Here is a 21,884-nt window from a genome sequence, read left to right as displayed (position 1 = left end):
TAAGTTGAATTAGTGTGCCGCTGCTGAGCCGCTAAGGCGTTCGATCATTTCAAAGCAAGCGCGTCCATTGTGATACGGACATTTCCAAGGGCTGACCTTCTCGTCGTTGTCGCTCGGAGAACCGTCCCGGTTAACGCTCCAATGCCATTCGCCATAGGTTTCATCGACAATAAACCGTTCAATAAACGACCAAGAGCCTATAGCTGCGTCACGATATTTCTCTTCTCCGGTCATTTGGAAGGCGTTGTAGAACCCAACGACGGCTTCGGCCTGCGGCCACCAGTCCTTGCGCGTATCAATCAAGCCATGGGGACCAGCCTCGTTCAGTAATCCGCCATCGCTGTCTACGCCTTCGTTCAATGTAGCTTCAGCCATGCGGATTGCAATTTTCTTAGCTTCCGCAAGCAAGACCTCGTCGCCAAGCACCTCTGCTGCTTCTACAAGCAGCCAGCTGCCTTCAATGTCGTGACCGTAGGAAATATGCTCGGATTTATAGTTCCATTGCTCGTCGAAAAATAAAATGAAGTGCGCATTCACCGGGTTAATGATGTGCTTGATCGTAATTTCAATGAGCGATTTCAGCTTGGCATGCAGCTCATCGGATTTCCAAATGCGGTACAGGTTCGTATAACCCTCCATCACGTGCAGATGCGTGTTCATGGATTTTTTCTCATTCAGATCCTTTTCACTCAGGCTGTTATCATCGGTTTCCTGCCATTCGCGCGTAAGCGCCTCGAAATAACCTTGATACTGATCGTCATAGCTGTAACGCTCAAGCGTATGAAACAGCTCAATCGCTTGCTGCAGCGATTCCTCGTTACCGGTAGCCCGGTAATACTCGGAGTAGGCATAGATGGCAAAGGCTTGGCCGTAAACCTGTTTTTTGGTTTCGAGCGGCTGTCCTGCCGAATCAACCATCCAATATAGCCCGCCGTATTCAGAGTCGACAAAATGTTCGTTGACATAGCGGTAAGCACGGTCGGCAATCTGCAGATAGGCTTTGTTCCCGGTCAAGCGGTATGCGGAAGCAAAGGTCCATAATATACGGGTGTTAAGCACCAAGCTTTTGCTAGCCTCAGGGTTAACGGTAAGATCACGGCTCATATAGCCAAAGAAACCTCCGTTTTTCTCATCGACCGTATGTTTCATCCAGAAACCGAGAATGTTGGTTTCAAGCTCTTGTTGAATGCGGTTTAACCACTGCTGGTTGCTTTCATTCATGAAATCGTTCCTCCTACCGTTGATTCAGCGATCTTCTTTGCGTAATAATCGTGAACGGTTTTTTCAGCCTGCTTGCCATACATGCAGTAATCATCGTTAGCTGCCGCATCGCTTTCCTCATAAAGCCGAGCCGGCCAATCCCAGAGCATGAAGCCCCCGACCCAGTCCCGCTTATCGGACTCACCGAACATCGTTTCGTAGAATTGCCGCTGGACTTCTTCGCTTGGCTCACCCTGCAGGCCCCAATCATTCGGAATATGCTGCGAGCCTTCGCGGCTAGGGCAGCCTGCTTCCATGAAGAAGAATGGCTTGTCGTAGGCAGAGACAACCTTCTCAATGCGATTAAGCTGTTCCTCCCAATCCCCAATTGGATAGTAGCCGCTGGAGGAGATAACGTCGACAGCGTCCCACCATTTCACTTGGCCTTCTTGGTATTTGTCGCAGTTGTACGTAACAATTCCGGAATAGACCTTGCGGACCTCCGCAATCAGCTGGCGCCACTCCGTTTCCCGGCGATCGGTTTGAACCATCTCGCAGCCGATACAAAACATCTCGCAGCCTGTTTCCTCTGCGATTCGCGCATAGTGCAAAATGAATGCGGTGTAGGAAGCGAACCAATCCGACCATTTGGGCTCGCAAGGAACATCGAGATCGAAGAAGTTAATATGAGCGCGCCATGTTCCATCCGCACAATTGACCACGGGCTTTAAGCAGACTTTTAGTTGAAGTGCCTTAGCTTGCTGGATCGCAGCAAGCACCTCGTCATCCGTAACGGTAGGGGCTTCGCCAAATTTGATTTCAGTCGCCTGTGCATGGTCTTGAAGAGCGCCAAGCGCTATTGCCGTCCAATTCACATTTAATCGCTCAGCCATAAGCGTCATGGATTGCTCCGCTTTCGGTCCGGTCCAAGTACCGCGTACGCCTGTCCAGCCCCAAGTCATGCCGCCGATATAGGCCGTTTGGTTCGTCATTTGTGTCGCCTCGCTTTATGAAATATTTTTGTTATTGCTAATAAATGTTTTTGTTATATAACAAGTAAACATGATTTAAGGAATGTTTGCAATACCTTTCTTAGCTATTCGGAGGTTGGGCTGCTTTGCTTCATTTAATAGCGCAAAACAGGACCGCCTTTTGTTAATATTTCAGCTTTCAGGCGAAAGATAGCGTTTTCAATCAATGTCAGTTGAAGACTATAAATCATATTTTAAACCATTTTAGATCTGCTTGTTATGGGGTATTATCAATTTGTAAGCGGAATCAAAACGAACTAAGGGGGATTTTGAAAATGAAAAAAACTGTTTCGTTAGCACTTGCTTCTGTAGTTATGCTAACAAGTCTTGCTGCTTGTGGCGGAAATAATGCTAATACAGAAGAAACGGCAACAAACAAGCCAAGTACGAATGATGCGGCAACAAACAAGCCAGAAAATGGCGGTACCGAGGAAGCAGCTAAAATTACGGGAGATGTCGTTTTCTTAACGAACCGAACAGATATGATCGACAAGCAATACGTGGATTATGAAAAACGTTTTGAAGAGAAATATCCTGGCGTTGACCTTAAGTTCGAGGCGATTACCGACTACGACAAAACACTGAAAATTCGTATCGCTTCCGGCGATTTCCCTGATGTTGTATTCACGCCGACGATTCCGAATGCAGAGCTTCCGAATTATTTCGCTCCGCTCGATGATATTGCATTCTCAGGCGATATCCATTTCAAGGATTTGAAAGCGCAGGAAGGCAAGATGTACGGCATTTCCTCCGGCGGTTCGACGGTAGGTATCGTATATAACAAGAAAGCATTCGAGAAAGCAGGCATTACCGCTCTTCCGAAAACATACGACGAGTTCCTTGCAGCATCCCAGAAGCTGAAGGATGCAGGCATCGTGCCGCTCGCTTCCAACTTTAAAGACAAATGGCCGTTAGACGTTTGGGTCTACGATATGCCAACCCTGCTAGCTGGCGCTTCTGATCACCAGAATAAACGCGCTGAGAGCGACACGCCTTACACAATGGATAACGCATACGGCAAATCATGGAGCATTATCCGTGAGATGCATACCAAAGGGTTCCTTGAAGCAGACGTGAACTCAACAAACTGGGAGCAATCCAAAAAAGACGTAGCATCCGGTAAATTCGGTATGTATCTGCTTGGCAACTGGGTCATCAATCAAGTTATCGAAAACGGGGCTCCTGCCGAGGATGTTGGTTTCTTCCCATTCCCTGTCGACAACTCTGGCGAAGCAAAAGCACCGCTTAATCCGGATTTCTTCTACGCAGTGAACAAAAACGGCAACGTAGAAGCAGGAAAAGCATTCGTTCAATGGATGATCGAGGAATCAGGCTATGATGATTTCGCAGGCTTCATCCCAACGCTGAAAGATAAAGAATCCAAGCTTCCGCAGCTTTCGGAGTTCAATACGTTCAGCCCTAAATTTTTCGAGCCGGCAGCTCCAATCGACGCTGCAACGGAAATTCAAAACAAAGCGCAGCTTGACCAAGCCGCAGTTGTTCAAGAATTCGTATTGTCGAAGGATCCGCAAAAGGTACTCGATAAAGTGAACACGGCGTGGGCAAAAGCGAAAAAAGATCTAGGTCTGTAAAGGATGCAGGCAGGATGGGTATTCCGGTTGTCCATCCTGCCCATTCCGATTAGAAAGAAGCAGGGAGGATGGGGTTGTCTCATGTTTAGCAGATTGCCTTTCAAAACACAGAAAAATTACGTAGTCATTGGATTCGTCGCACTGCCGCTGCTGCTGCTGCTGACATTCGCCTATTATCCGGCGCTCGAACTCATTCGGTTAAGTTTCACAAGCTGGGACGGACTAAGCTCCAATAAACCATGGATCGGATGGTCCAACTACAAAGAAGTTTTTGCCAATCCGGCTATCTTCGGCGTATTCAAACATAACTTTGCCTATTTCGCTGTCGGAATCGTACAGAACATCGCGGCCATCTATTTTGCAGTCGTGCTGAACAGCAAGCTTAAAGGGAAAAACTTTTTTAGGCTGCTGCTATTTTTACCGTACATCCTAAACGGCGTTGCTGTAGCATACTTATTCGGTTACGTATTCGATACGACAAACGGTTCCTTGAACTACCTGCTTGGACAGCTCGGTTTCGATGCTCTGTCCAAGACGAGCTGGCTCGGCAGCGGCTCATTTGTCAATTACACGCTGGCTTCCATCGGCTTCTGGCGGTTCATGGGCTTTAACATGGTTATTTATTTAGCGGCGCTTCAATCGATCCCGAACGACATTTATGAAGCGGCATCCATTGACGGGGCAAACGGCTGGCAGAAATTCAAAAGCATTACGCTTCCTAACATCTACAAAATCATTGAGCTCAATTTGTTCCTCACGGTTACCGGTGCATTGGAGGTCTTCGATCTACCGTATATTTTGACCAAGGGCGGACCTGCTGGTTCAAGCGAAACGTTCGTTATGAAAATCGTCGAGACAGCCTTCCAGTTCAACAATTACGGTCTTGCATCCGCGATGAGCGTAGTCTTGCTGCTCTTTGTTGTCATTGTCTTATCGATTCAGCGCTTTTTGTTGAAAGGAAAGGGGGAATAATCGATGAATAAATCCAATAAGCTTTGGGACACAGTGAAATATTTCAGCCTAGTATTGGCGGCATTTGCGATTTTATTCCCGCCTTATATTATCGTGGTCAATGCATTCAAGACGAAGGATGAATTCCATACCAAGTCTACGATCGATATGCCGGATAGCTTTCTTTACTTGAAAAACTTCGCCCAAGCGTTCAAGCAGGCGGATATGCTGCATGCATTCGGAAACACGCTATTCATCATTGCGGTTACGCTGATTTTGAATATTTTGATCGGATCGGCCTTCTGTTATGCAGTCGGACGCTTTGATTTCAAATTCAAGGGAGCGATCGTCGGCCTGTTCCTGTTCGCAACGATCATTCCGGCGATTACGACACAGGTGGTCAACTATAAAACGATCCAAACCCTTGGCCTAACGAATAACCTGATGGGGCCCGTTCTAATTTATGTAGGGGCGGATATCCTTCAAATCTACATTTACCTGCAATTCATTCGCAATATTCCGAACGAGCTGGATGAAAGCGCGATGCTGGAGGGTGCTTCCTTGATTCGGATCTTCCGATCCATTATATTCCCGCTGCTCGCTCCGGCTACGGCGACGATTGTTATTCTGAAGACGATCAGTATTTACAATGATATGTTCATCCCGCTGCTTTACCTGCCGCGAGCCGAACATGTCGTGGTCTCCACCTCGCTCATGCGATTCTTCGGAGTGAACAGCGGAGACTGGCAAATGATTTCCTCAGCGATACTTATCATTATGATTCCAACGGCCATCCTTTATCTTTTCTTGCAGAAATATATATTCGCGGGTGTGACAAGCGGTGCGGTGAAATAGCCGTCCGCTTTCTTTCCGTTGCGGTCATGCGGATTTTAGCGCAAACTAGAGGAGGATCACGCGAAGGGAGCGAGCATGAGTGAACATTATTATCGCGGACGATGAGGAATTCATTAGGCTCGGCCTGCAAAAAATTTTGACGAAGATGGACTTGGATATCCAAGTCATCGGTTCTTACAGCAATGGGATGGATGCGTGGGCTCATATTTCCAAGCTGGGTGAAGGTGAGCTCGACGTGCTTATAACAGATATCAAGATGCCGATGATGGACGGCTTGAAGCTTATCGAGCATCTGCGGGATAAACCGATTGCAACGATCGTGCTAAGCGGATTCAGTGAATTCGAATACGCGCGCAAGGCGCTTCGCCATGGCGTACGCGACTATTTATTGAAGCCCGTAGACAAGTCGAATTTATATGATCTGCTTATCAAAATCAAGCAAGAACGCGGTGAAGCGCAGCCTGGAGAAGCGAACGATACCCAGCAGCCAGCTGAAGCGATCTCCAAGGAAAAAGAGCATCATGTTATCGAGCAGATGAAATCCATTCTGGAGCAGGAATACGGCAAAAACTTCGAGATGGAACGCATGGCTGAAACGGTCGGCATGAGCGCCAATTATTTGAGCCGTCTATTCAAGCAGGAAACGGGGATGACGCTAACCGATTATTTGATCGACATTCGGATTGAGAAAGCCAAACAATTCCTGACGGATCATCCGAATTTGAAAAACTATGAGATATCGCAGCTGGTTGGCTATAGCGACCCCGTTTATTTCAATAAGCTGTTTAAGAAAATGACAGGTGAGACGCCAAAGGATTATAAAGGCAAGCATCGGTAGGCCATTGGCCAAAAAGAATACAAGAAGTGCAAGAAAACATCTTTACAGCTGCACAATATGAGCGTAATATTGTGCCGTAGCGCTTAGAATAAACACGCGTTTATAAACGAACAGAGCTACAGAGGGATGGGTAGAGCAATGTCAGAGAGAGTGGAAAAAGCCCGCTTGAGCGCAGCTGCAAAGGGGCTAGCCAGCACGTTCGAAAATGCATCGCTGGAGCAGGATGCGAGTCCGTTGAAGTTTTTGTTTTCGCTATACAAAGGAAATTTCGCAAACCTGTTTGTTTCGTTGTTTTTTCTGCTGATTAAGAGCGCGCCGATATACGTGCTGCCAATCGTTACTGCGAACATTATAAACATTGCAACAAACCCGGCGAAGCATTCGATCAGCGGAATTTGGATTAATTTCTTCATCATCCTGATTGTCATTTTGCAAAATATACCGACGCATGCCGCTTACATATCCTTTCTAAGCCGCGCGGTGAGATACGTGGAAGCGGGGCTTCGCAGCGCGCTTGTCCGGAAGCTCCAGCAGCTTTCGATCAACCAGCATCGCGAGCTGCCTGCAGGCAAGCTTCAGTCCAAGGTGCTCAGGGATGTAGAAGCGGTTGAGATGATGTCGAAGCAATTCATGATTGCGCTCGCTCCCGCTGTCGTGAATATTATCGTTTCCTTTGCCATTACGCTGAACAGCAGCTGGGTCGTTTCTTTGTTCTTTGTCCTTACGATTCCAATGTCGATTACGATTGTGACGATCTTCCGCCGCAAAATCAGAAAGTCGAACAAGGAGTTCCGCAAGGAAATCGAACAAATGTCCTCGCGCGTGTCGGAGATGGTGGAGATGATTCCAATAACGAGGGCACATGGATTGGAAAAGGTAGAAATCGAGCGGATCGACTCGACCCTGCGCAATATCCAAGGCAAGGGCTACCGGCTCGATTTGGTAGAAGCCTATTTTGGATCGACGAACTGGGTTACATTCCAAATCTTTCAGGTCCTTTGTTTGATCTTTACCGCTTATCTGGCTTATAACGGTGAAATACAGGTTGGCGATGTAGTCATGTACCAAGGCTTTTTCGCTATGATCTTGGGGTCTGTTACCGGACTAATCAATATTTATCCGCAAATTGCCAAAGGGCTCGAGTCCATTCATTCGATCAAAGAAATATTGGTATCGACCGATATCGAGAATAACAGCGGCAAGAGAAAGCTGGCTGGCGTGCGCGGCGAATTTTCGTTCCGCGGCGTTGAGCTGTCTTATCCGGGCAGCGAGCATCATGTGCTTGAGGACGTAACGCTTGACGTGGAGGCTGGAGAGTGCATCGCATTCGTTGGCGCATCCGGCGCGGGCAAATCGACGGTTCTCAATCTCGTCATCGGTTTCCTGCAGCCTACTGGCGGGAAAGTGATAATGGATGGCATTGATCTCGCGGATATCGATCTGCGCAGCTATCGCAAACATCTGGCTGTCGTGCCGCAGACGAATATCCTGTTCTCGGGAACGATTCGCGACAACATTACTTACGGACTGCGCGATATTACGGATGAGCAGATACAGCGCGTGGTTGATATGGCCAATCTCTCCGAGTTTATCGGACAACTGCCCAATGGTTTGGAAACGATGGTTGGCGAGCATGGCGGTAAGCTCTCCGGCGGCCAGCGCCAGCGGATAGCGATCGCTCGCGCGCTCGTGCGCCAGCCGAGCATTATCATACTCGATGAGGCGACATCCGCTCTCGACAATGAGTCGGAGTTTCATGTGCAGAAGGCGATGCAGGAGCTTATTAAGGGCCGTACGACTTTCATCGTTGCACATCGCCTCTCAACGATTCGCGATGCTGACCGCATTGTCGTGATGAAGCATGGCCGGATTGCCGAGGTTGGCACATTCGAGGAGCTAATGGCAAGCAAAGGGGAATTTTATAACCTCAAACAGCTTCAGCTGTAAGGAGGAGAAGAAGGGTCGATCAGGCGATAAAGCCGGATCGACCCTTTTGATTGTTTGGCAGCTTATAGCGACCACCATTTGAGCATGAGGTAGGGATCAATCGAGTGGTAGCTGGGCGAGCTTTTATAAACACCGAAGTGTAGGTGCGGAACGAATTTCCCCTCGGTGCCCTCAGGTCCATAGCCGGTGCTGCCCACATAACCGAGCAATTGCCCGGCTGACACTTTGGCGCCTTCCTTGATGCCTGCCGCGTATTTGGACAAATGCGCGTAATAAAACGTGGTTGCGGCATCGACACGGACGGTTACCCGCCAGCCTCCGTACTCATTCCAGCCAGCATTAACGATCGTACCGGGGAGAGCGCTGTAAACGGCAGTACCTTTGGGAGCCAAAATATCGACGCCTTCATGGCTTCGGACTTCGGAGCCGTCCGTCGACCAGGTACGAGCATCCGCATAGGTGTTGGAAAATGGCGTATAAGTGCCTTTGGGCAGCGGAAACACACCGTTTGCATATTGGCCGGGCAGCTTTGGAATACGGATATCAAGGCCGGCCCATATGTTGTTCGGGTTCGGGAGCTGCGGATTGGCAGCGATCAGCTTCGGAAGCGGGATAGCTGAACGTTTAGCAATCTTCCACAAGGTATCGCCTTGCAGAACCGTTGCGGCAACAAATTCCGGCGGGTCCGGAACGAGCAGTTTTTGACCAATGACAAGCGAGTCAGAGGTCAATCCGTTTTGTTTTTTCAGTTGCTGAACGGTCGTGCTGTGCTTGGAGCCAATGATCCATAGAGTGTCGCTCGGCTGTACGGTGTAGGATGCGGCGGAGCTGAACGAAGGAGCTGCGGTTAAAAGAGTGAAGACAGCGGCGCTGTAAAGCAGCTGTTTCATGCCTTTTTTCATGGGGTCTCATCCCTTCTATGTATAAAGATGGCCTGCTCTTCCATTCTAATAGAGTAAGCGCTTTATTTTTAGCGGTAAATGCTGGGTAGAATGTTGGGAACCAGCGAGAGTTGAAAATAATAAGAGATTCATATTTTTATATATAATATTAAAATTCTTTTATTAAACGTACATTCCTAATGAACTATAATGTGAATATCATTTAATTTAAACGTAATGAGGTGCTTGGATTTATGCGAAAAAAGCTCGTTTACTCACCGCCTGCAAACGGTTACCCGGAATGGAATAACAACCCTGAAATTTATCGGATCGACCGAATGGATGCTCATGCTTCATTAATGCCGTTTGACACGGTTGAGGAGGCGCTTGAAGGCAGCCATAACAAGTCAGCCAACTATTTCACGTTGAACGGCGAATGGAAATTCGCGTTTGCGGCCAATGCCGATGCACGGATTGCCAACTTCTATGAGGCGGGCTTCGACCATAGCGATTGGGACAGCATTAAGGTTCCTGCCCATTGGCAATTGCAAGGCTACGATTACCCGCAGTATACGAATATTAGATACCCATGGAATGGCAATGAGGATATTAAATCGCCGTTTGCTCCCACGGCATACAACCCCGTTGGCTCGTATGCGCGTACGTTTACGGTTCCTGCCGGATGGAGCGGGCAACCGGTATTTATCAGCTTCCAAGGCGTAGAGTCGGCATTCTACGTATGGTTGAATGGGGAGCTTGTCGGCTTCAGCCAGGATACGTTTACGCCGTCTGAATTCGATTTGACGCCTTACCTCGCCGAGGGAGAAAACAAGCTTGCAGTAGAGGTATACCGCTGGAGCGATGCGAGCTGGCTGGAGGATCAGGATTTCTGGCGGATGAGCGGTATTTTCCGCGACGTGTATTTGTATACGACGCCGGAAGCGCATATTTACGATTATTTTGTCAAAACAGAGCTGGATGAGCAGTACCGCAATGCGGAGCTTGTCATTGATGCGAAGCTGCTGAACTATTTCGTGAAGCCGCTCGGAAGCCTGACCGTGGAAGCTGTGCTGTATGACGCGAATGGCAGCGCCGTGTTTGAATCTCCGTTGACCGTACAGTCGCCGGTTGAAGGCGAAGGATTGACAGCGGTCCAGTTGAGCAGAACGGTGGACAACCCGCTTAAGTGGAGCGCGGAGCATCCGAATTTATATACGTTGGTGCTTAGCCTGAAAGCAGAAGACGGAACGTTATACGAGGCGATCAGCTGCAAAGTCGGATTCCGCAAGTTCGAAATTAAAGACGGGCTTATGCAAATCAACGGACGGCGCATTATGTTCAAAGGCGTTAACCGCCATGAGTTTTCCTGCGATACGGGCAGGGCGATTAATGAGGCGGACATGCTGAAGGATATTCTGCTCATGAAGCAATACAACATTAATGCGGTGCGAACCTCCCATTATCCGAACGATTCGCTTTGGTACAGGCTTTGCGATGAATACGGCTTGTACGTTATCGATGAAACGAATCTGGAGACGCATGGCGCATGGTCCTATGACCAAAAAGAGCTGGGAGAGGCTGTTCCAGGAAGCTTGCCGGAATGGACGGGAGCTGTGCTGGATCGCTGCAATTCAATGTTCCAGCGTGATAAGAACCATGCCTCGATCGTCATCTGGTCGCTTGGCAACGAGTCTTTCGGCGGCGACAACTTCATTAAGATGCATGACTTCCTTCGGGATGCGGACCCGTCTCGCGTCGTTCATTACGAAGGCGTCTTCCACTGGCGTGCTTCGGAAGCGGCGTCGGATATTGAAAGCCATATGTATACGAGTCCACAGGGAGTGGAGCAATATGCGCGCAGCAATCCGAAGAAGCCGTTCATTCTGTGCGAATACAGCCATGCGATGGGCAATTCCTGCGGAGGCCTGCATGTTTATTGGGAGGTATTCGAGAAATATCCGATTCTGCAGGGCGGCTTTATCTGGGATTGGATCGATCAGGCAATTCGCGTAACGGATGAGAACGGGCAGTCCAAAATGCTGTACGGAGGAGACTTCGGCGAGTCGCCGCATGATGGCAACTTCTGCGGGAACGGTATTATTTTTGCGGACCGGACGATATCGCCTAAGCTTCAAGAGGTTAAAAAGGTTTACCAGAACGCGAAGTTCGAAGCGGTTGACCTGAAGAGCGGGTTAATCCAAATAACCAATCGCCACTTATTCAGCTCGCTTGATGAATTCACGCTTGCATGGCAGGTTGCCGTTAACGGAGAGGTTGTTCAATCGGGTACTGCGCTAGCCGGAGCCGCGGCTGAACAAGTGGAATCGCTTGCGATTCCATACGAGCTGCCTGAGCTTGCACGAGCAGAAGACGATGCGGTGTTAACCGTTCAGCTTCTCTTGAAGGAGAAGACGCTTTGGGCTGAAGCTGGCCACGAAATGGCGTTTGAACAGTTTGTATTGCCAGCACCGGTTAAGCGGGTGATTGGTGCGGCAGCGGCCAAGCCAACCATTCAAGTGGAACAAACCTCCGAAGCGCTTATCTTAAGCGGAGAGAGCTTCAAAGCGCAGTTTGAGCTGGCGAGAGGGAACTTGAGTACGTATCAATGGAGAGGAAAGGAGCGTCTGTCCAAGGAGCTTGCGCCGAACTTCTGGCGCGCCTACACGGATAATGACCGCGGCAATCAGCAGCATGAGCGCTGCGCGACTTGGCGTGAAGCGGGAGCAGAGCGCGAGCTGCGTGCGATGACTTGGGATGCCGGGGCCAGCAGCGTTACGATACGTGTGCAATACGGCTTGCCGACGACAGCTGTATCCTTGTTGACTTTCATTTATACGGTGAGCGGAGACGGTGAAATCAGCGTGTATGAAGAGCTGCAGCCGGGAGCGAATTTGCCGGAAATACCAGAGGTAGGCGTTCTGTTCCACATGCCTGCCGAGTATAACCAAATCAGCTGGTACGGCAAAGGTCCTGACGAAACCTATTGGGACCGTCAGACGGGCGGAAAGCTTGGGATATACAGCGGCAAGGTCCGCGATCAGTTCGTGCCTTACATCCGGCCTCAGGAATGCGGGAACAAGATGGAGGTACGCCACGCGTCGATTACGAATGCGGCAGGCGAAGGGATTGTCCTGAAAGGCGCGCCGCACTTCGAGTTGAACGTGCTCCCTTACACGCCTGCTGAGCTTGAAGCGCATGATCATATCCATCTGCTGCCAGAAATCGACAAAACGGTCGTTCGCGTCAATCATAAGCAAACAGGCGTAGGCGGGCATGACAGCTGGGGTCAGCGTCCGGAGAAAGAATATACGTTGTATGCGAATCAGAATTACGCGCATCGGTTCACGATGCAAGGTATTTAACTGAAAAAGAGGCAGTCCGCTCGTCTGATGACGCGGGACTGCCTCTTTTTATTTGATATAAATACCGCCAAAGGGGAGCACCTCGCGAAGGATTCTTCGGATGAAACCGCCGTTCTGAAGCTGCTCCTCCAGCTCGGTATCGCGAGAGCCCGTTTGAATAAGCACCGGCCCTGAGCCGCGTATTTCCCACTGGACGTTCATATGCTGGCTTGCCAGCTTATTGCCATAGACCGATAGCTGAATGGAGGCATTCTCGGGGTAAGCGACAAGAGCGCCCGTCTCAACGTATAGCGGACGATCGGGCTGCAGTTGTATCGATTTCACATCACCGGCCGTTATAAGGCCAAGCTGGCCGGGACCGGAGAAGCGCATTCGAACGAACTCCTTGGTAATCCAAGCGTTCTTGAGCTTCTGGATGACCGATTTCAGCTTCATCCCGTCAGAGAAGAAGATCACATGGCGGAAATCGAACAGCAGGTCGCTTTTCTCCTCGATATGGACCGTTTCAAGGGAGCAGCCTGCCGGCAAGCCGATAATAAATTCGGATGGACCGGACAGGATCGAACGAATCCAACGTTTCTTGCGATACATGCCTGCGAGATCCATGAATCGGTCTTCCCGGCTTTGCGGGTCCCCTTGATAGGCGATAATGGATTTGGGATGGAGGACATGAAGCTTGTCCGGTTCAGAAAGTTGAATATGGACATGGCCCGTCTGGGCAGGTACGGTTATGTTCATCCGCTGATGCCTCTGCCGCGCGTGCCCCGCTGCTTGCGCCATACCAGGTAGCGCCAGATTCGTATGGAGATGATATAAGCGGCAAATACGGCTGCTAGGATGACGACAGTGTAAATCAGCTTGCTCACAAAGGATTGGCGCTCCTGCTTCATACGCGCCATCTCGGCCTGCATATCGGCATTTTGAGCGATTAGCTGCTCGTTCTGCTGTCGGAATTGCTCATTCTGTTCGAGCAGCGTTTGCTGCTTCAAAGCATATTCCTCTGCGGCTTTGGCAGATTCGACAAGCTTCTGCTGCTGCGCTGCCAGCTCTTCTTTCGCTTCGATATACTGCTGTTCGAGCTCACTGATTTTCTCAGGCGTGTTGTATATGTCTTTAATCCTGTCAAAGAAGCCTGCATGGACAGCAGGTTGAGGAGCTGTTATATGGATTACGGATATGAGGCATGCAAATACGAGAATCTTCCATATGGATGATCGCATCATGGTCTCCCTTCAATTTTCGACATAGAGGGGGTGATTCTTACATTTTACAGTCTTTCAGGGCAATAGTCACTCTCGTCCTTTAGCGTAAAAAAAAGGATAGCAGCGAGGTTCGCTGCTATCCTTGGCAATTGGTTTATTTATTTCACGTATAAGCGGCTTGTCTCTTCCCAAATGCCGCCTGCCTCAAGGGAAACAAGCCCGATTTGTTCAGCAGGCAGATCAACGTTCGGTGCGTTGACCAGATTAAGCTGCGGCTCTGGGCAGAAAAAACCTGGCGTTGCTTTGTTGTTCCAGATCATCCATTGTTTATAGGCCGTTCCGATATCATAAACCAGCTTGACTCCCGTGCGCGTATCGGTCAGCTCCATGAGATTGCGGCCGTTCTGCGGCTCAGTTGTGTAATGGTTGTCCATCGACGCCCAGAATGGCGAAATGCCCGTCGTTTTCATCGCTTCCTCGTCAGCCAGCAGCGGTTGGTAGCTGCCAGTCGGAAGCATGCGCTCGCTAAGCTCCCAGCGCTTGCCGGTTGTTAGCGTAAAGCGATAGTCGTCGGCAGTGCTGCCTGGAGCGAACGGCGCATTGATTGTCGTGTGGAAGCCGATCAAGCAAGGCATTGCTTCGGTTCCTTCGTTATGTACCGATACATGCTGAAGCAGTCCTCTTTCGTTCAAGGAGTAGCGGAGCCTCACGGAGAAGCGGTGCGGCAAGTAAGCATAGATGGGATGTGTTTCATCGATAGCAATTTTGAGCGAAACGTAGCTTTCCGTCTTATTTGTGCCGAAATCCTCAACGCTCCAAGCGGCAGTATGCAGAAACCCATGCAGGTGGTTGCCGGTTGCCGCTTCATTCACTGGGAAAGTGTAGGTTCTGCCGTTCCAAGTGAAGGTACCATCCTCGTAGCGGTTAGGGGGGAATAGGACCGGAATGCCATGAACGCCTGGACTCGCGCGGAAGCTGTCCATTTCCTCAAGAGAGGGCTCACGTAAAAATGTATATTGGTTTACTTTATCGCGGAAGGCGATCAGATTGGCGCCTACTGCCGGCAAAACGGCCGCTTCGTAAGCACCCCATTGCAGCCAAACGGCTTGCTCGTCATGAAATAATTGTTCGAAAGCTTTTCCTTGCGCAGACATGGAAATCCTCCTAAAAAGTATTGGAATAAAAGCTTAACGCGTCACAGCATAAATGCAAAAAAAACGTATCCAACCTTAGAATAGCAGGACGGAGCCAAACAAACAACCGCCCTAAGCCGCTTACTGCGGATTAGGGCGGCTGCTCAGCCTACTATTGCGTGATTCGTAAATCCTTGTTCGTCGCGCGCTGCGAGAACAGCTGCTGAATGACGAATTGCTTGCGGCGGTTGACAGGAAGCTGCTTGGAATCGGTAATCTCTGAATCGAAGAAAATGGACCCGCCTTCGATCATCTTGATTTTACCGATATTAATGTAACAATTGGAGCTTACCGGATAGAAGCTGCGCTCGCTGGTGAGCTGTGTAATCTGCTCGGCAGTCATTCTTTTCTTTATATTGTAGTTTCTGCCGTGAAAGCTTACGAGCCCCTGCGTACCTAGCTTGAAGTAAAGCACATCCGACTCCAGCTCGAAATCCTCATACACGTTCCGTTCGCTCAGTACAACATTCATCATCTCAATTCCCCCTTTAGAAATGTGAACCACTGATTGTTAGCGCTTACATTGTAACATGTCACAATAGTATTTGTGAAGTCTTTTATAAAAAAAAGACATTGTTTGCTGAAGCGGCATGTGCTATGGTCACTGTAATGCCAAAAAGCCAGAAAGGTTGGATATCAATGAGCAATGAAAATGGACAACCGACAAGCGTGCAAACGCTATATATCGGATCATACGGATCGGCTGAGGAGCATACTATACATGTTTGTTCTTTCAATGAAAAGAACGGAGAGCTTGCTATTATTCAAGCAGTGAGCGGTCTAGAGAATGCCTCGTATTTGGCGCTGCATCCAAACGGGGGAGTTTTGTACGCGGCAAGCGAAACAGAAGCGACAGCGGATGCGAGCGGTGGCTCGGTTGCTGCATTCGAGATTGAAAAAGAAACGGGGACGCTCGCTAAAACGCAAAACCGGGTTCTGACTTACGGTGCGCATCCTTGTTATATTAGCTCGGATTCCGCAGGGAAGGTGCTGTACGCTGCCAATTATACGGGCGGGAATGTCGCTCTTCTTCCGATTGCGGCGGATGGGAAGCTGGAAGCTGCGGCATCGGTTCGGCAGCATGCAGGCGAGCTTGGTCCTAACGCGGCGAGACAGGATGCGCCACACGCGCATTGCATCGTGCCCCTGAGTGGATCGCCTTTCGTTTGCGCCGTAGATCTGGGCATCGATGCAATCGTTCTTTATCGCTATGATGAAGTGAAGCGTTCGCTATCACCTCACGGCATCAGCAAAGTTCATCGCGGAGCAGGTCCGCGTCATTTGATTTTCCATCCTTCCTTGCAAACAGGGTATGTGATGAACGAACTGGATTCTACGATTACCGTATTGAACGTGGATGCTGAGCAAGGGATTCTTACAGCAGGAAAAGCAATCTCAGCGCTTCCGGCCGATTACAGCGGCTACAACGATGCGGCTGATATTCATTTGGGCGCTTCCGGCCGTTATTTGTACAGCTCGAACCGCGGACATAACAGCATAGCTGTATTTTCCGTTGATCAAACAACTGGCGAGCTGAGCTTGATCCAGCATGTGGATTGCGGCGGCGAATCGCCGAGAAACTTTGCGATTACGCCTGACGGCGGCCATTTGCTGGCAGCGCACCAGAAATCAGGCAACATTGCGGTATTTGCGGTCGATGCGGAGAATGGAACATTAACGAAGACGGCAGCTTCGCTTCAATTGCAAAGCCCGGTATGCATCAAATTTGCAAAATAGGTTAAGCCCAGCATGATCCGAACACGGAAATGAGGGCATTTCGACAAGAAAGGAAGGACTTGCGATCATGTCAGCACCGCTTGCCTCACAACATAGCAGCAAAGAGGCGGTTAAATCCGCGACGGTTTATGCCATTTTGATCTGTATCAGCTCCGTTCATCTCATGAACGATATGATGCAATCAGTCGTTTCCGCTTTATTCCCGGTGCTCGCGGAATCGCTCAAGCTTAGCATGGCGCAGATCGGCTGGATTGCTTTTACCCTTAATATGACCTCTTCGGTCATGCAGCCTGTGGTTGGATTAATTTCGGATAAAAAGCCGAACCCTTGGATGCTTCCGATCGGAATGCTTTCCAGCATGGCGGGAATGGTCGGCTTGGCATTTGCTCCAAACTTTTATTTGGTGCTGCTGGCCGTTGTATTCGTGGGGCTCGGCTCAGCCGTATTCCATCCGGAGGGCTCGCGTGTCGTGCACTTAGCGGCAGGGTCACGCAGAGCCTTCTCGCAATCCATTTATCAGGTCGGCGGCAATTTTGGCCAAATGCTCGGTCCGTTAATGACGCTCTGGATCTTTATCCCACTAGGTCAAAAAGGCGCGGTATGGGGAACGCTGCTGGCTGCTGCTGCCATCATTGTATTGATGAAGGTTGTGCCTTGGTATAAGTCACAGCTGGCTCAGCAGGCGGCCAGGATAGAGCAGCGGAAAGCAAGCGGCGTTGCTCCGAGAGCTTCTCTGGCGCCTCGTGTTGTCGGCTTCGCACTAGCGATTCTGTTTTTTATCGTGTTTGCTCGTTCCTGGTATGCCGCTGCCATCGGCAATTTCTATCAGTTCTTTTTAGTTGAATCCTACGGCATTACGATCAAGCAAGCACAGATTCCACTGTTTTTGTTTATGGCAGCCGGTGTAGCAGGCACTTTTCTGGGAGGAATTCTGGCAGACCGGATTGGGCGCAAAAAAATGATGCTGCTGTCTATTCTTGGAGCGGCGCCTTTCGCGCTGGCGCTCCCACATTTGCCACTTCCGCTCGTTTATCCATTGATTGTGCTGCTCGGTTTCATCCTTCAATCAGGCTTCTCCGTCAGCGTCGTCTACGCGCAGGAGCTTATGCCTGGCAAGGTAGGCACTGCATCGGGCCTGATTACGGGATTAGCGTTCGGCATGGGCGGACTTGGCGCTGTTGTGTTGGGACACCTAGCAGACAGCCGCTCGCTCAGCTTTGTTATGATGGCATGCAGCGTGCTGCCGCTTATCGGCATGTTAGCGATGCTGCTACCGAAGGATAGGAAAGAGTCGTAGTTTCCGAACGGAGATTGATCTTTATTTTGAAAATGCTGCTGACATTGACGAGAAAGTATCGTTCATGGCAGCAGCATTTTAGTTATTATGTTTACCTGTTATCGCTATAATTGACTAGGAAGACTGTGAAGATACATCGTTTTGCAATCCGTATTTTGCCGTAATGCCTCGATTGTCTTATGGTTTGGCCGTCTGAAAATGTAAGGATAATCGACTTCGCCATATTCAGGTCGAATTGGAAATGCGAGCTTCTCCGTATCTATTGAAAATTCGGCATGCACCCCTTTTTTATTTCCCCTTGCGTCAAGGCGTATCCATTGGTCGTACTTGGCGATATAGACCCCATTCAAAGCATGAATGCAATAACCGCTCTCCGGTGTGTCCCCCAACGTTAGCCGCTGATAACAAAAGCCGGCGGGTATACCTGCTTTTCTCAATAGTGCACTCAGCAGGTTAGCTTTTGCATAGCAAATGCCCTCTTGATATAGCAACGTCTCAGAGGCTGTACAAGTGACTCTTGAACTCTGGATATCCCATGAATGATTAATTTCGTCACGAACATACTCGTAGCTATTTTTAACAAAGCCAATTGGATCGTTTGACGATCTGACCAATGAAGAGAATAACGCAACGATTAACGGATGGTTATAATTCACTTCGGCTGTTTCGGTTAAGTAATCGTCTAGGTTATCTGATTCACATAGAAGCTTAATAGCCTTCACCTCCTTTTTCAAGCTCAACCTCTTTTTCTTATATGAAAATAATCCTCCAAAATGATGCGTCGGAATAATTATGCGATATTATGAGAATTTATGCAATGAGACAAGAAGCTTTGCTTAATGGCGTCTATCTGGCTTATGCCTGATTTGTGTGAAATAAGATGTTTACCGAATTGTATTGAAAATAAACAAACGAAATTATATAATGTCTATAAATTAAACAAACGAAATGACGAGGTGTTTGTATATGAATTCGGATGAACGGTTTTGGAATGCTTCGATTGAGGAGTTGAAGCAGGGGTATGTCTATGAGGAAGCGGAGGGGTATTATTATTGCCTCATATGCGGAGAAGGCTTCGAGGACGGGGAGATTTTCCGGGAGGAGCCATCGGGGAGATGGTTTGAAGCGAGAAAGTACGCCGGACATCACGTGAAACAGTCGCATGGCTCCATGCTTGATTATTTACTGGAGCTCGACAAGCGGCAAACCGGCTTGACCGATTTGCAGAAGGAACTCATCCGCGGCTTTTCCAAGAAGCTGTCGGACCAAGAGCTCATGAGCCTTAGCGGTGCGGGCAGCACGTCAACCATTCGCAATCATCGCTTTGTCCTGAAAGAGAAGGCGAAGCAAGCAAAGCTGCTGCTCGCCATAATGGAGATGATGGAGCAAGGCGCGGCTGCTCCGCGATTCGTACCCGTTCATCGTACTGCCACGCAGGTGGATGAGCGTTATGCCATAACAGAAGATGAGAATGCAGCGTTACTGAAGCAATATTTGCCGAAAGGGCTGAATGGGCCTCTTGCTTCATTTCCACGCAAAGAGAAGCGGAAAATTGCCGTCCTGCGCCATATCGCTTCCTTTTTCAATATTGGAACCAAATATAGCGAGAAGGCAGTCAACGAAAAGCTGGTTGCGTTCTGGGAAGAGGATTACGTAACGCTGAGACGTTATTTAATTGAATACGGCTTCCTTGACCGAAGCGATGATGGGCGTGCTTATTGGGTGAAGGATGCAGCTGACAGCAGCACTGGGGCAGCGGCGCCAAAGAAAAAAGATCTAGAAGTACAAGGCGCTGCATTGAAGCAGGAAACGAAGGCTAAACAAGGAAAGCAGAGCAAACAGAAAGAGCAGATCAAACAGAAAGCGCAAAGCAAGACAGAGCAGCAAGAAGACAAACGAAAGGATGAAGTGAAAATGGATAAAGCGAAGCGCAAGCAATTAACGGCTGAGTATCAGGAGCGCGAACGTGTGATGGGTGTATTTCAAATTAAAAATAATGCCAATGGCAAGCTGTATATCGGAGGCTCGACCAATCTGGATGCACTGTGGGGGAGAGAGCAATTCATGCTGAATATGGGTACCCATGCGAGTAAAGAACTGCAGAAAGAATGGAAGCAATTCGGGAGTGAAAACTTTTCTTTTCTCGTTCTTGAGACCGTTAAATTGGATCAAAAGATTCGCTATGATTATAAAGACGTTTTGGATCCGGAGGGCCGTCAGCCCGTTGATATGGTACGTCAATACAACCGGGAGGTCGGTGCATTGAAGGAGCAGTGGCTGGAGAAGCTGCAGCCATTTGGCGAAAAAGGCTACCATGCCGGAGAAGTGAGCGGGAACGCGGAATAATTTTGAATGAATAAGGGGTGTGTTTTGAACAATGTCTGCAAAGGGAGTAAACGGAGCTGGAGGAAGCTTGCTCCGCAACACGTTTTTTCAAACGATTTTGCTATCCAACGTATTGCTGCAAATCGGGATTTGGGTAAGAAACTTTGCCATTCTTATGTATGTGACAGACAAAACGAACGAGGATCCGTTTGCTATTAGCTTGATGGGCTTTGTAGAGTTTTTGCCGATCTTCGTATTCTCGTTCATTGGCGGAACGTTCGCTGACCGATGGAAGCCGAGGCTCACGATGATATGGTGCGATTTCTTATCCGCGATATCCGTGTTGATCGTGCTGATTACGCTGCTTTACGGCTCGTGGCATATGGTCTATTTCGCCACTTTCGTATCCGCAATATTGTCGCAGTTCTCGCAGCCCTCAGCGATGAAGCTGTTCAAGCAGCACATTCCGGCGGAGCAATTGCAGTCAGCCATGGCGATGTTCCAGTCGCTGATCGCGATCTTTATGGTGCTTGGACCGTCGCTTGGCGTTATGTCGTATCAAAAATTCGGCATCGAGGTTTCGATTGGCGTGATGGGCGTTGCTTTTCTTCTATCAGCAGTCGTCTTGTTCCGAATCCCGCGTGACCGCGAGGTCGAGCGCACGGAAGCGGCTGCCGAACGACACTTCTGGCAGGAGCTGAAGGATGGTTTTGCTTATGTATGGCGCAGTCCTGTATTGAAAGCATTAGGAGGCACCTTCGCGCTGGCTGGAATAGCAGTTGGTATCGCGAACACGCTCGGCCTATTCATCGTGCTGGAGCGTCTCGGTCAGCCTAAAGAATTTTTGCAATACATGCTCATGGTTAACGGCGTTGCGATGCTTGTCGGTGGCGGTTTCGTAATGGTGGTTGCGAAGAAGGTTGCGCCGCAGAAGCTGCTCGCGCTAGGCATGTTAATCAGCTCGCTGACCATGCTTGGCATAGGCTGGTCGACGAGTATTCCTCTTACGCTGGTGCTGCAGTTTATTGGAGGCTTGGGTTTCCCAATGATTCAAATCGGGATAAGCACCATGATTCTGCAATGGTCGGAGGAATCCTATACCGGAAGAGTAAACGGAGTTCTTACACCTATGTTCATGGGCATGATGGTGATCATGACATTAGTCGCTGGACAGCTTAAGCTGGTTTTTCCGCTCGTCGGTATTTATACGGCAGCCGGTACGGCTATGTTTTTGGGGATGCTGCTCTTGGTTCCTTTATTCAAGCACAAGCCGCTTATCGCGCAGACGAGCGCTTAGTGAATTGGCGGATATTGACAGATCGCATGACCTGAAGTAAAATTTGTTGTAGTTGAAACAAGGTATAGCGAAGCACGCTTACACCCTCGTTAGAGGGAGGGGCGTGCTTTTTTGCGTTGATTCGGCGATGTCCTTGGGAGAGTGGCATACCGAGTGGGGGAATGAATGGCCAAGCG

Annotated in this window: 18 protein-coding genes; 10 read left to right on the top strand and 8 right to left on the bottom strand. The window is 49.3% G+C overall.

Going from position 1 to position 21,884, the window contains the following annotated elements; translation table 11 throughout:
- Nucleotides 1–9: 9 nt before the first annotated feature.
- Both FHS16_RS04945 and FHS16_RS04940 read right to left on the bottom strand, forming a co-directional pair.
- Nucleotides 10–1,221 (bottom strand): AGE family epimerase/isomerase, encoded by a 1,212-nt coding sequence (locus tag FHS16_RS04945; protein ID WP_183559426.1) that lies wholly within the window; start codon nt 1,219–1,221, stop codon nt 10–12.
- On the bottom strand, nt 1,218–2,192 hold the full coding sequence (locus FHS16_RS04940; protein ID WP_183559424.1) for a glycoside hydrolase family 113: 975 nt from the start codon (nt 2,190–2,192) through the stop codon (nt 1,218–1,220). The genes FHS16_RS04945 and FHS16_RS04940 overlap by 4 nt, the downstream gene beginning before the upstream one ends.
- A 314-nt stretch (nt 2,193–2,506) precedes the next feature.
- Between FHS16_RS04940 and FHS16_RS04935 the strand changes: the two genes are divergently transcribed.
- From FHS16_RS04935 to FHS16_RS04915, 5 genes are all read left to right on the top strand, one after another.
- Nucleotides 2,507–3,823, top strand: a complete 1,317-nt coding sequence (locus FHS16_RS04935) for an ABC transporter substrate-binding protein (protein WP_183559422.1) — start codon at nt 2,507–2,509, stop codon at nt 3,821–3,823.
- An 81-nt stretch (nt 3,824–3,904) separates the two neighbouring features.
- Nucleotides 3,905–4,795, top strand: a complete 891-nt coding sequence (locus tag FHS16_RS04930; protein WP_183559420.1) for a carbohydrate ABC transporter permease — start codon at nt 3,905–3,907, stop codon at nt 4,793–4,795.
- 3 nt (nt 4,796–4,798) lie between these two features.
- Entirely contained in the window at nt 4,799–5,629 is an 831-nt protein-coding gene (locus FHS16_RS04925; RefSeq protein ID WP_183559418.1) for a carbohydrate ABC transporter permease, read from the top strand.
- Between the two features lie 79 nt (nt 5,630–5,708).
- Nucleotides 5,709–6,467: a response regulator transcription factor gene (locus FHS16_RS32405; protein ID WP_183559416.1), complete on the top strand. Its 759-nt coding sequence runs from the start codon at nt 5,709–5,711 to the stop codon at nt 6,465–6,467.
- Between the two features lie 138 nt (nt 6,468–6,605).
- Nucleotides 6,606–8,414, top strand: coding sequence for an ABC transporter ATP-binding protein (locus tag FHS16_RS04915; RefSeq protein WP_183559413.1), 1,809 nt, complete (start codon nt 6,606–6,608; stop codon nt 8,412–8,414).
- A gap of 62 nt (nt 8,415–8,476) precedes the next feature.
- On the opposite strand, the gene FHS16_RS04910 is transcribed toward FHS16_RS04915, so the two are convergent.
- Nucleotides 8,477–9,316: a M23 family metallopeptidase gene (locus FHS16_RS04910; protein ID WP_183559411.1), complete on the bottom strand. Its 840-nt coding sequence runs from the start codon at nt 9,314–9,316 to the stop codon at nt 8,477–8,479.
- A 233-nt stretch (nt 9,317–9,549) separates the two neighbouring features.
- Here FHS16_RS04910 and lacZ point away from each other — a divergent pair, with 233 nt between their 5' ends.
- Nucleotides 9,550–12,657, top strand: a complete 3,108-nt coding sequence (gene lacZ, locus FHS16_RS04905) for a beta-galactosidase, LacZ type (RefSeq protein WP_183559409.1) — start codon at nt 9,550–9,552, stop codon at nt 12,655–12,657.
- A 48-nt stretch (nt 12,658–12,705) separates the two neighbouring features.
- Here the strand turns inward: lacZ and FHS16_RS04900 are convergent, their stop codons facing one another.
- The 4 genes from FHS16_RS04900 to FHS16_RS04885 all read right to left on the bottom strand — a co-directional run bounded on the left by FHS16_RS04900 (nt 12,706) and on the right by FHS16_RS04885 (nt 15,527).
- Nucleotides 12,706–13,395 (bottom strand): AIM24 family protein, encoded by a 690-nt coding sequence (locus FHS16_RS04900; RefSeq protein ID WP_183559407.1) that lies wholly within the window; start codon nt 13,393–13,395, stop codon nt 12,706–12,708.
- Nucleotides 13,392–13,880: a hypothetical protein gene (locus FHS16_RS04895; protein ID WP_183559405.1), complete on the bottom strand. Its 489-nt coding sequence runs from the start codon at nt 13,878–13,880 to the stop codon at nt 13,392–13,394. Before FHS16_RS04895 ends, FHS16_RS04900 begins: the two co-directional genes overlap by 4 nt.
- Before the next feature lie 137 nt (nt 13,881–14,017).
- Nucleotides 14,018–15,013, bottom strand: coding sequence for an aldose 1-epimerase (locus FHS16_RS04890; RefSeq protein WP_183559403.1), 996 nt, complete (start codon nt 15,011–15,013; stop codon nt 14,018–14,020).
- Nucleotides 15,014–15,164: 151 nt separating this feature from the next.
- Nucleotides 15,165–15,527 (bottom strand): LytTR family transcriptional regulator DNA-binding domain-containing protein, encoded by a 363-nt coding sequence (locus FHS16_RS04885; protein ID WP_183559401.1) that lies wholly within the window; start codon nt 15,525–15,527, stop codon nt 15,165–15,167.
- A 164-nt stretch (nt 15,528–15,691) separates the two neighbouring features.
- Between FHS16_RS04885 and FHS16_RS04880 the strand changes: the two genes are divergently transcribed.
- Nucleotides 15,692–16,789, top strand: a complete 1,098-nt coding sequence (locus tag FHS16_RS04880; RefSeq protein WP_183559399.1) for a lactonase family protein — start codon at nt 15,692–15,694, stop codon at nt 16,787–16,789.
- Nucleotides 16,790–16,856: 67 nt separating this feature from the next.
- Complete coding sequence (locus FHS16_RS04875; protein WP_183559397.1) at nt 16,857–18,086, top strand: MFS transporter; 1,230 nt, start codon at nt 16,857–16,859, stop codon at nt 18,084–18,086.
- A 104-nt stretch (nt 18,087–18,190) separates the two neighbouring features.
- Here FHS16_RS04875 and FHS16_RS04870 read toward each other — a convergent pair whose 3' ends face one another.
- Nucleotides 18,191–18,820, bottom strand: coding sequence for a transglutaminase-like domain-containing protein (locus FHS16_RS04870; protein ID WP_221226257.1), 630 nt, complete (start codon nt 18,818–18,820; stop codon nt 18,191–18,193).
- A gap of 232 nt (nt 18,821–19,052) precedes the next feature.
- Between FHS16_RS04870 and FHS16_RS32400 the strand changes: the two genes are divergently transcribed.
- Both FHS16_RS32400 and FHS16_RS04860 read left to right on the top strand, forming a co-directional pair.
- Nucleotides 19,053–20,432, top strand: a complete 1,380-nt coding sequence (locus FHS16_RS32400) for a DUF2087 domain-containing protein (protein ID WP_183559395.1) — start codon at nt 19,053–19,055, stop codon at nt 20,430–20,432.
- Between the two features lie 31 nt (nt 20,433–20,463).
- Nucleotides 20,464–21,708 (top strand): MFS transporter, encoded by a 1,245-nt coding sequence (locus FHS16_RS04860; RefSeq protein WP_183559393.1) that lies wholly within the window; start codon nt 20,464–20,466, stop codon nt 21,706–21,708.
- Nucleotides 21,709–21,884: the final 176 nt, after the last annotated feature.

The sequence above is a fragment of the Paenibacillus endophyticus genome (assembly GCF_014192395.1).
Taxonomy (GTDB): domain Bacteria; phylum Bacillota; class Bacilli; order Paenibacillales; family Paenibacillaceae; genus Pristimantibacillus; species Pristimantibacillus endophyticus.
The sequence above is the reverse complement of the archived record's forward strand: the minus strand, read 5'-3'. Positions and strand labels throughout refer to the sequence as shown.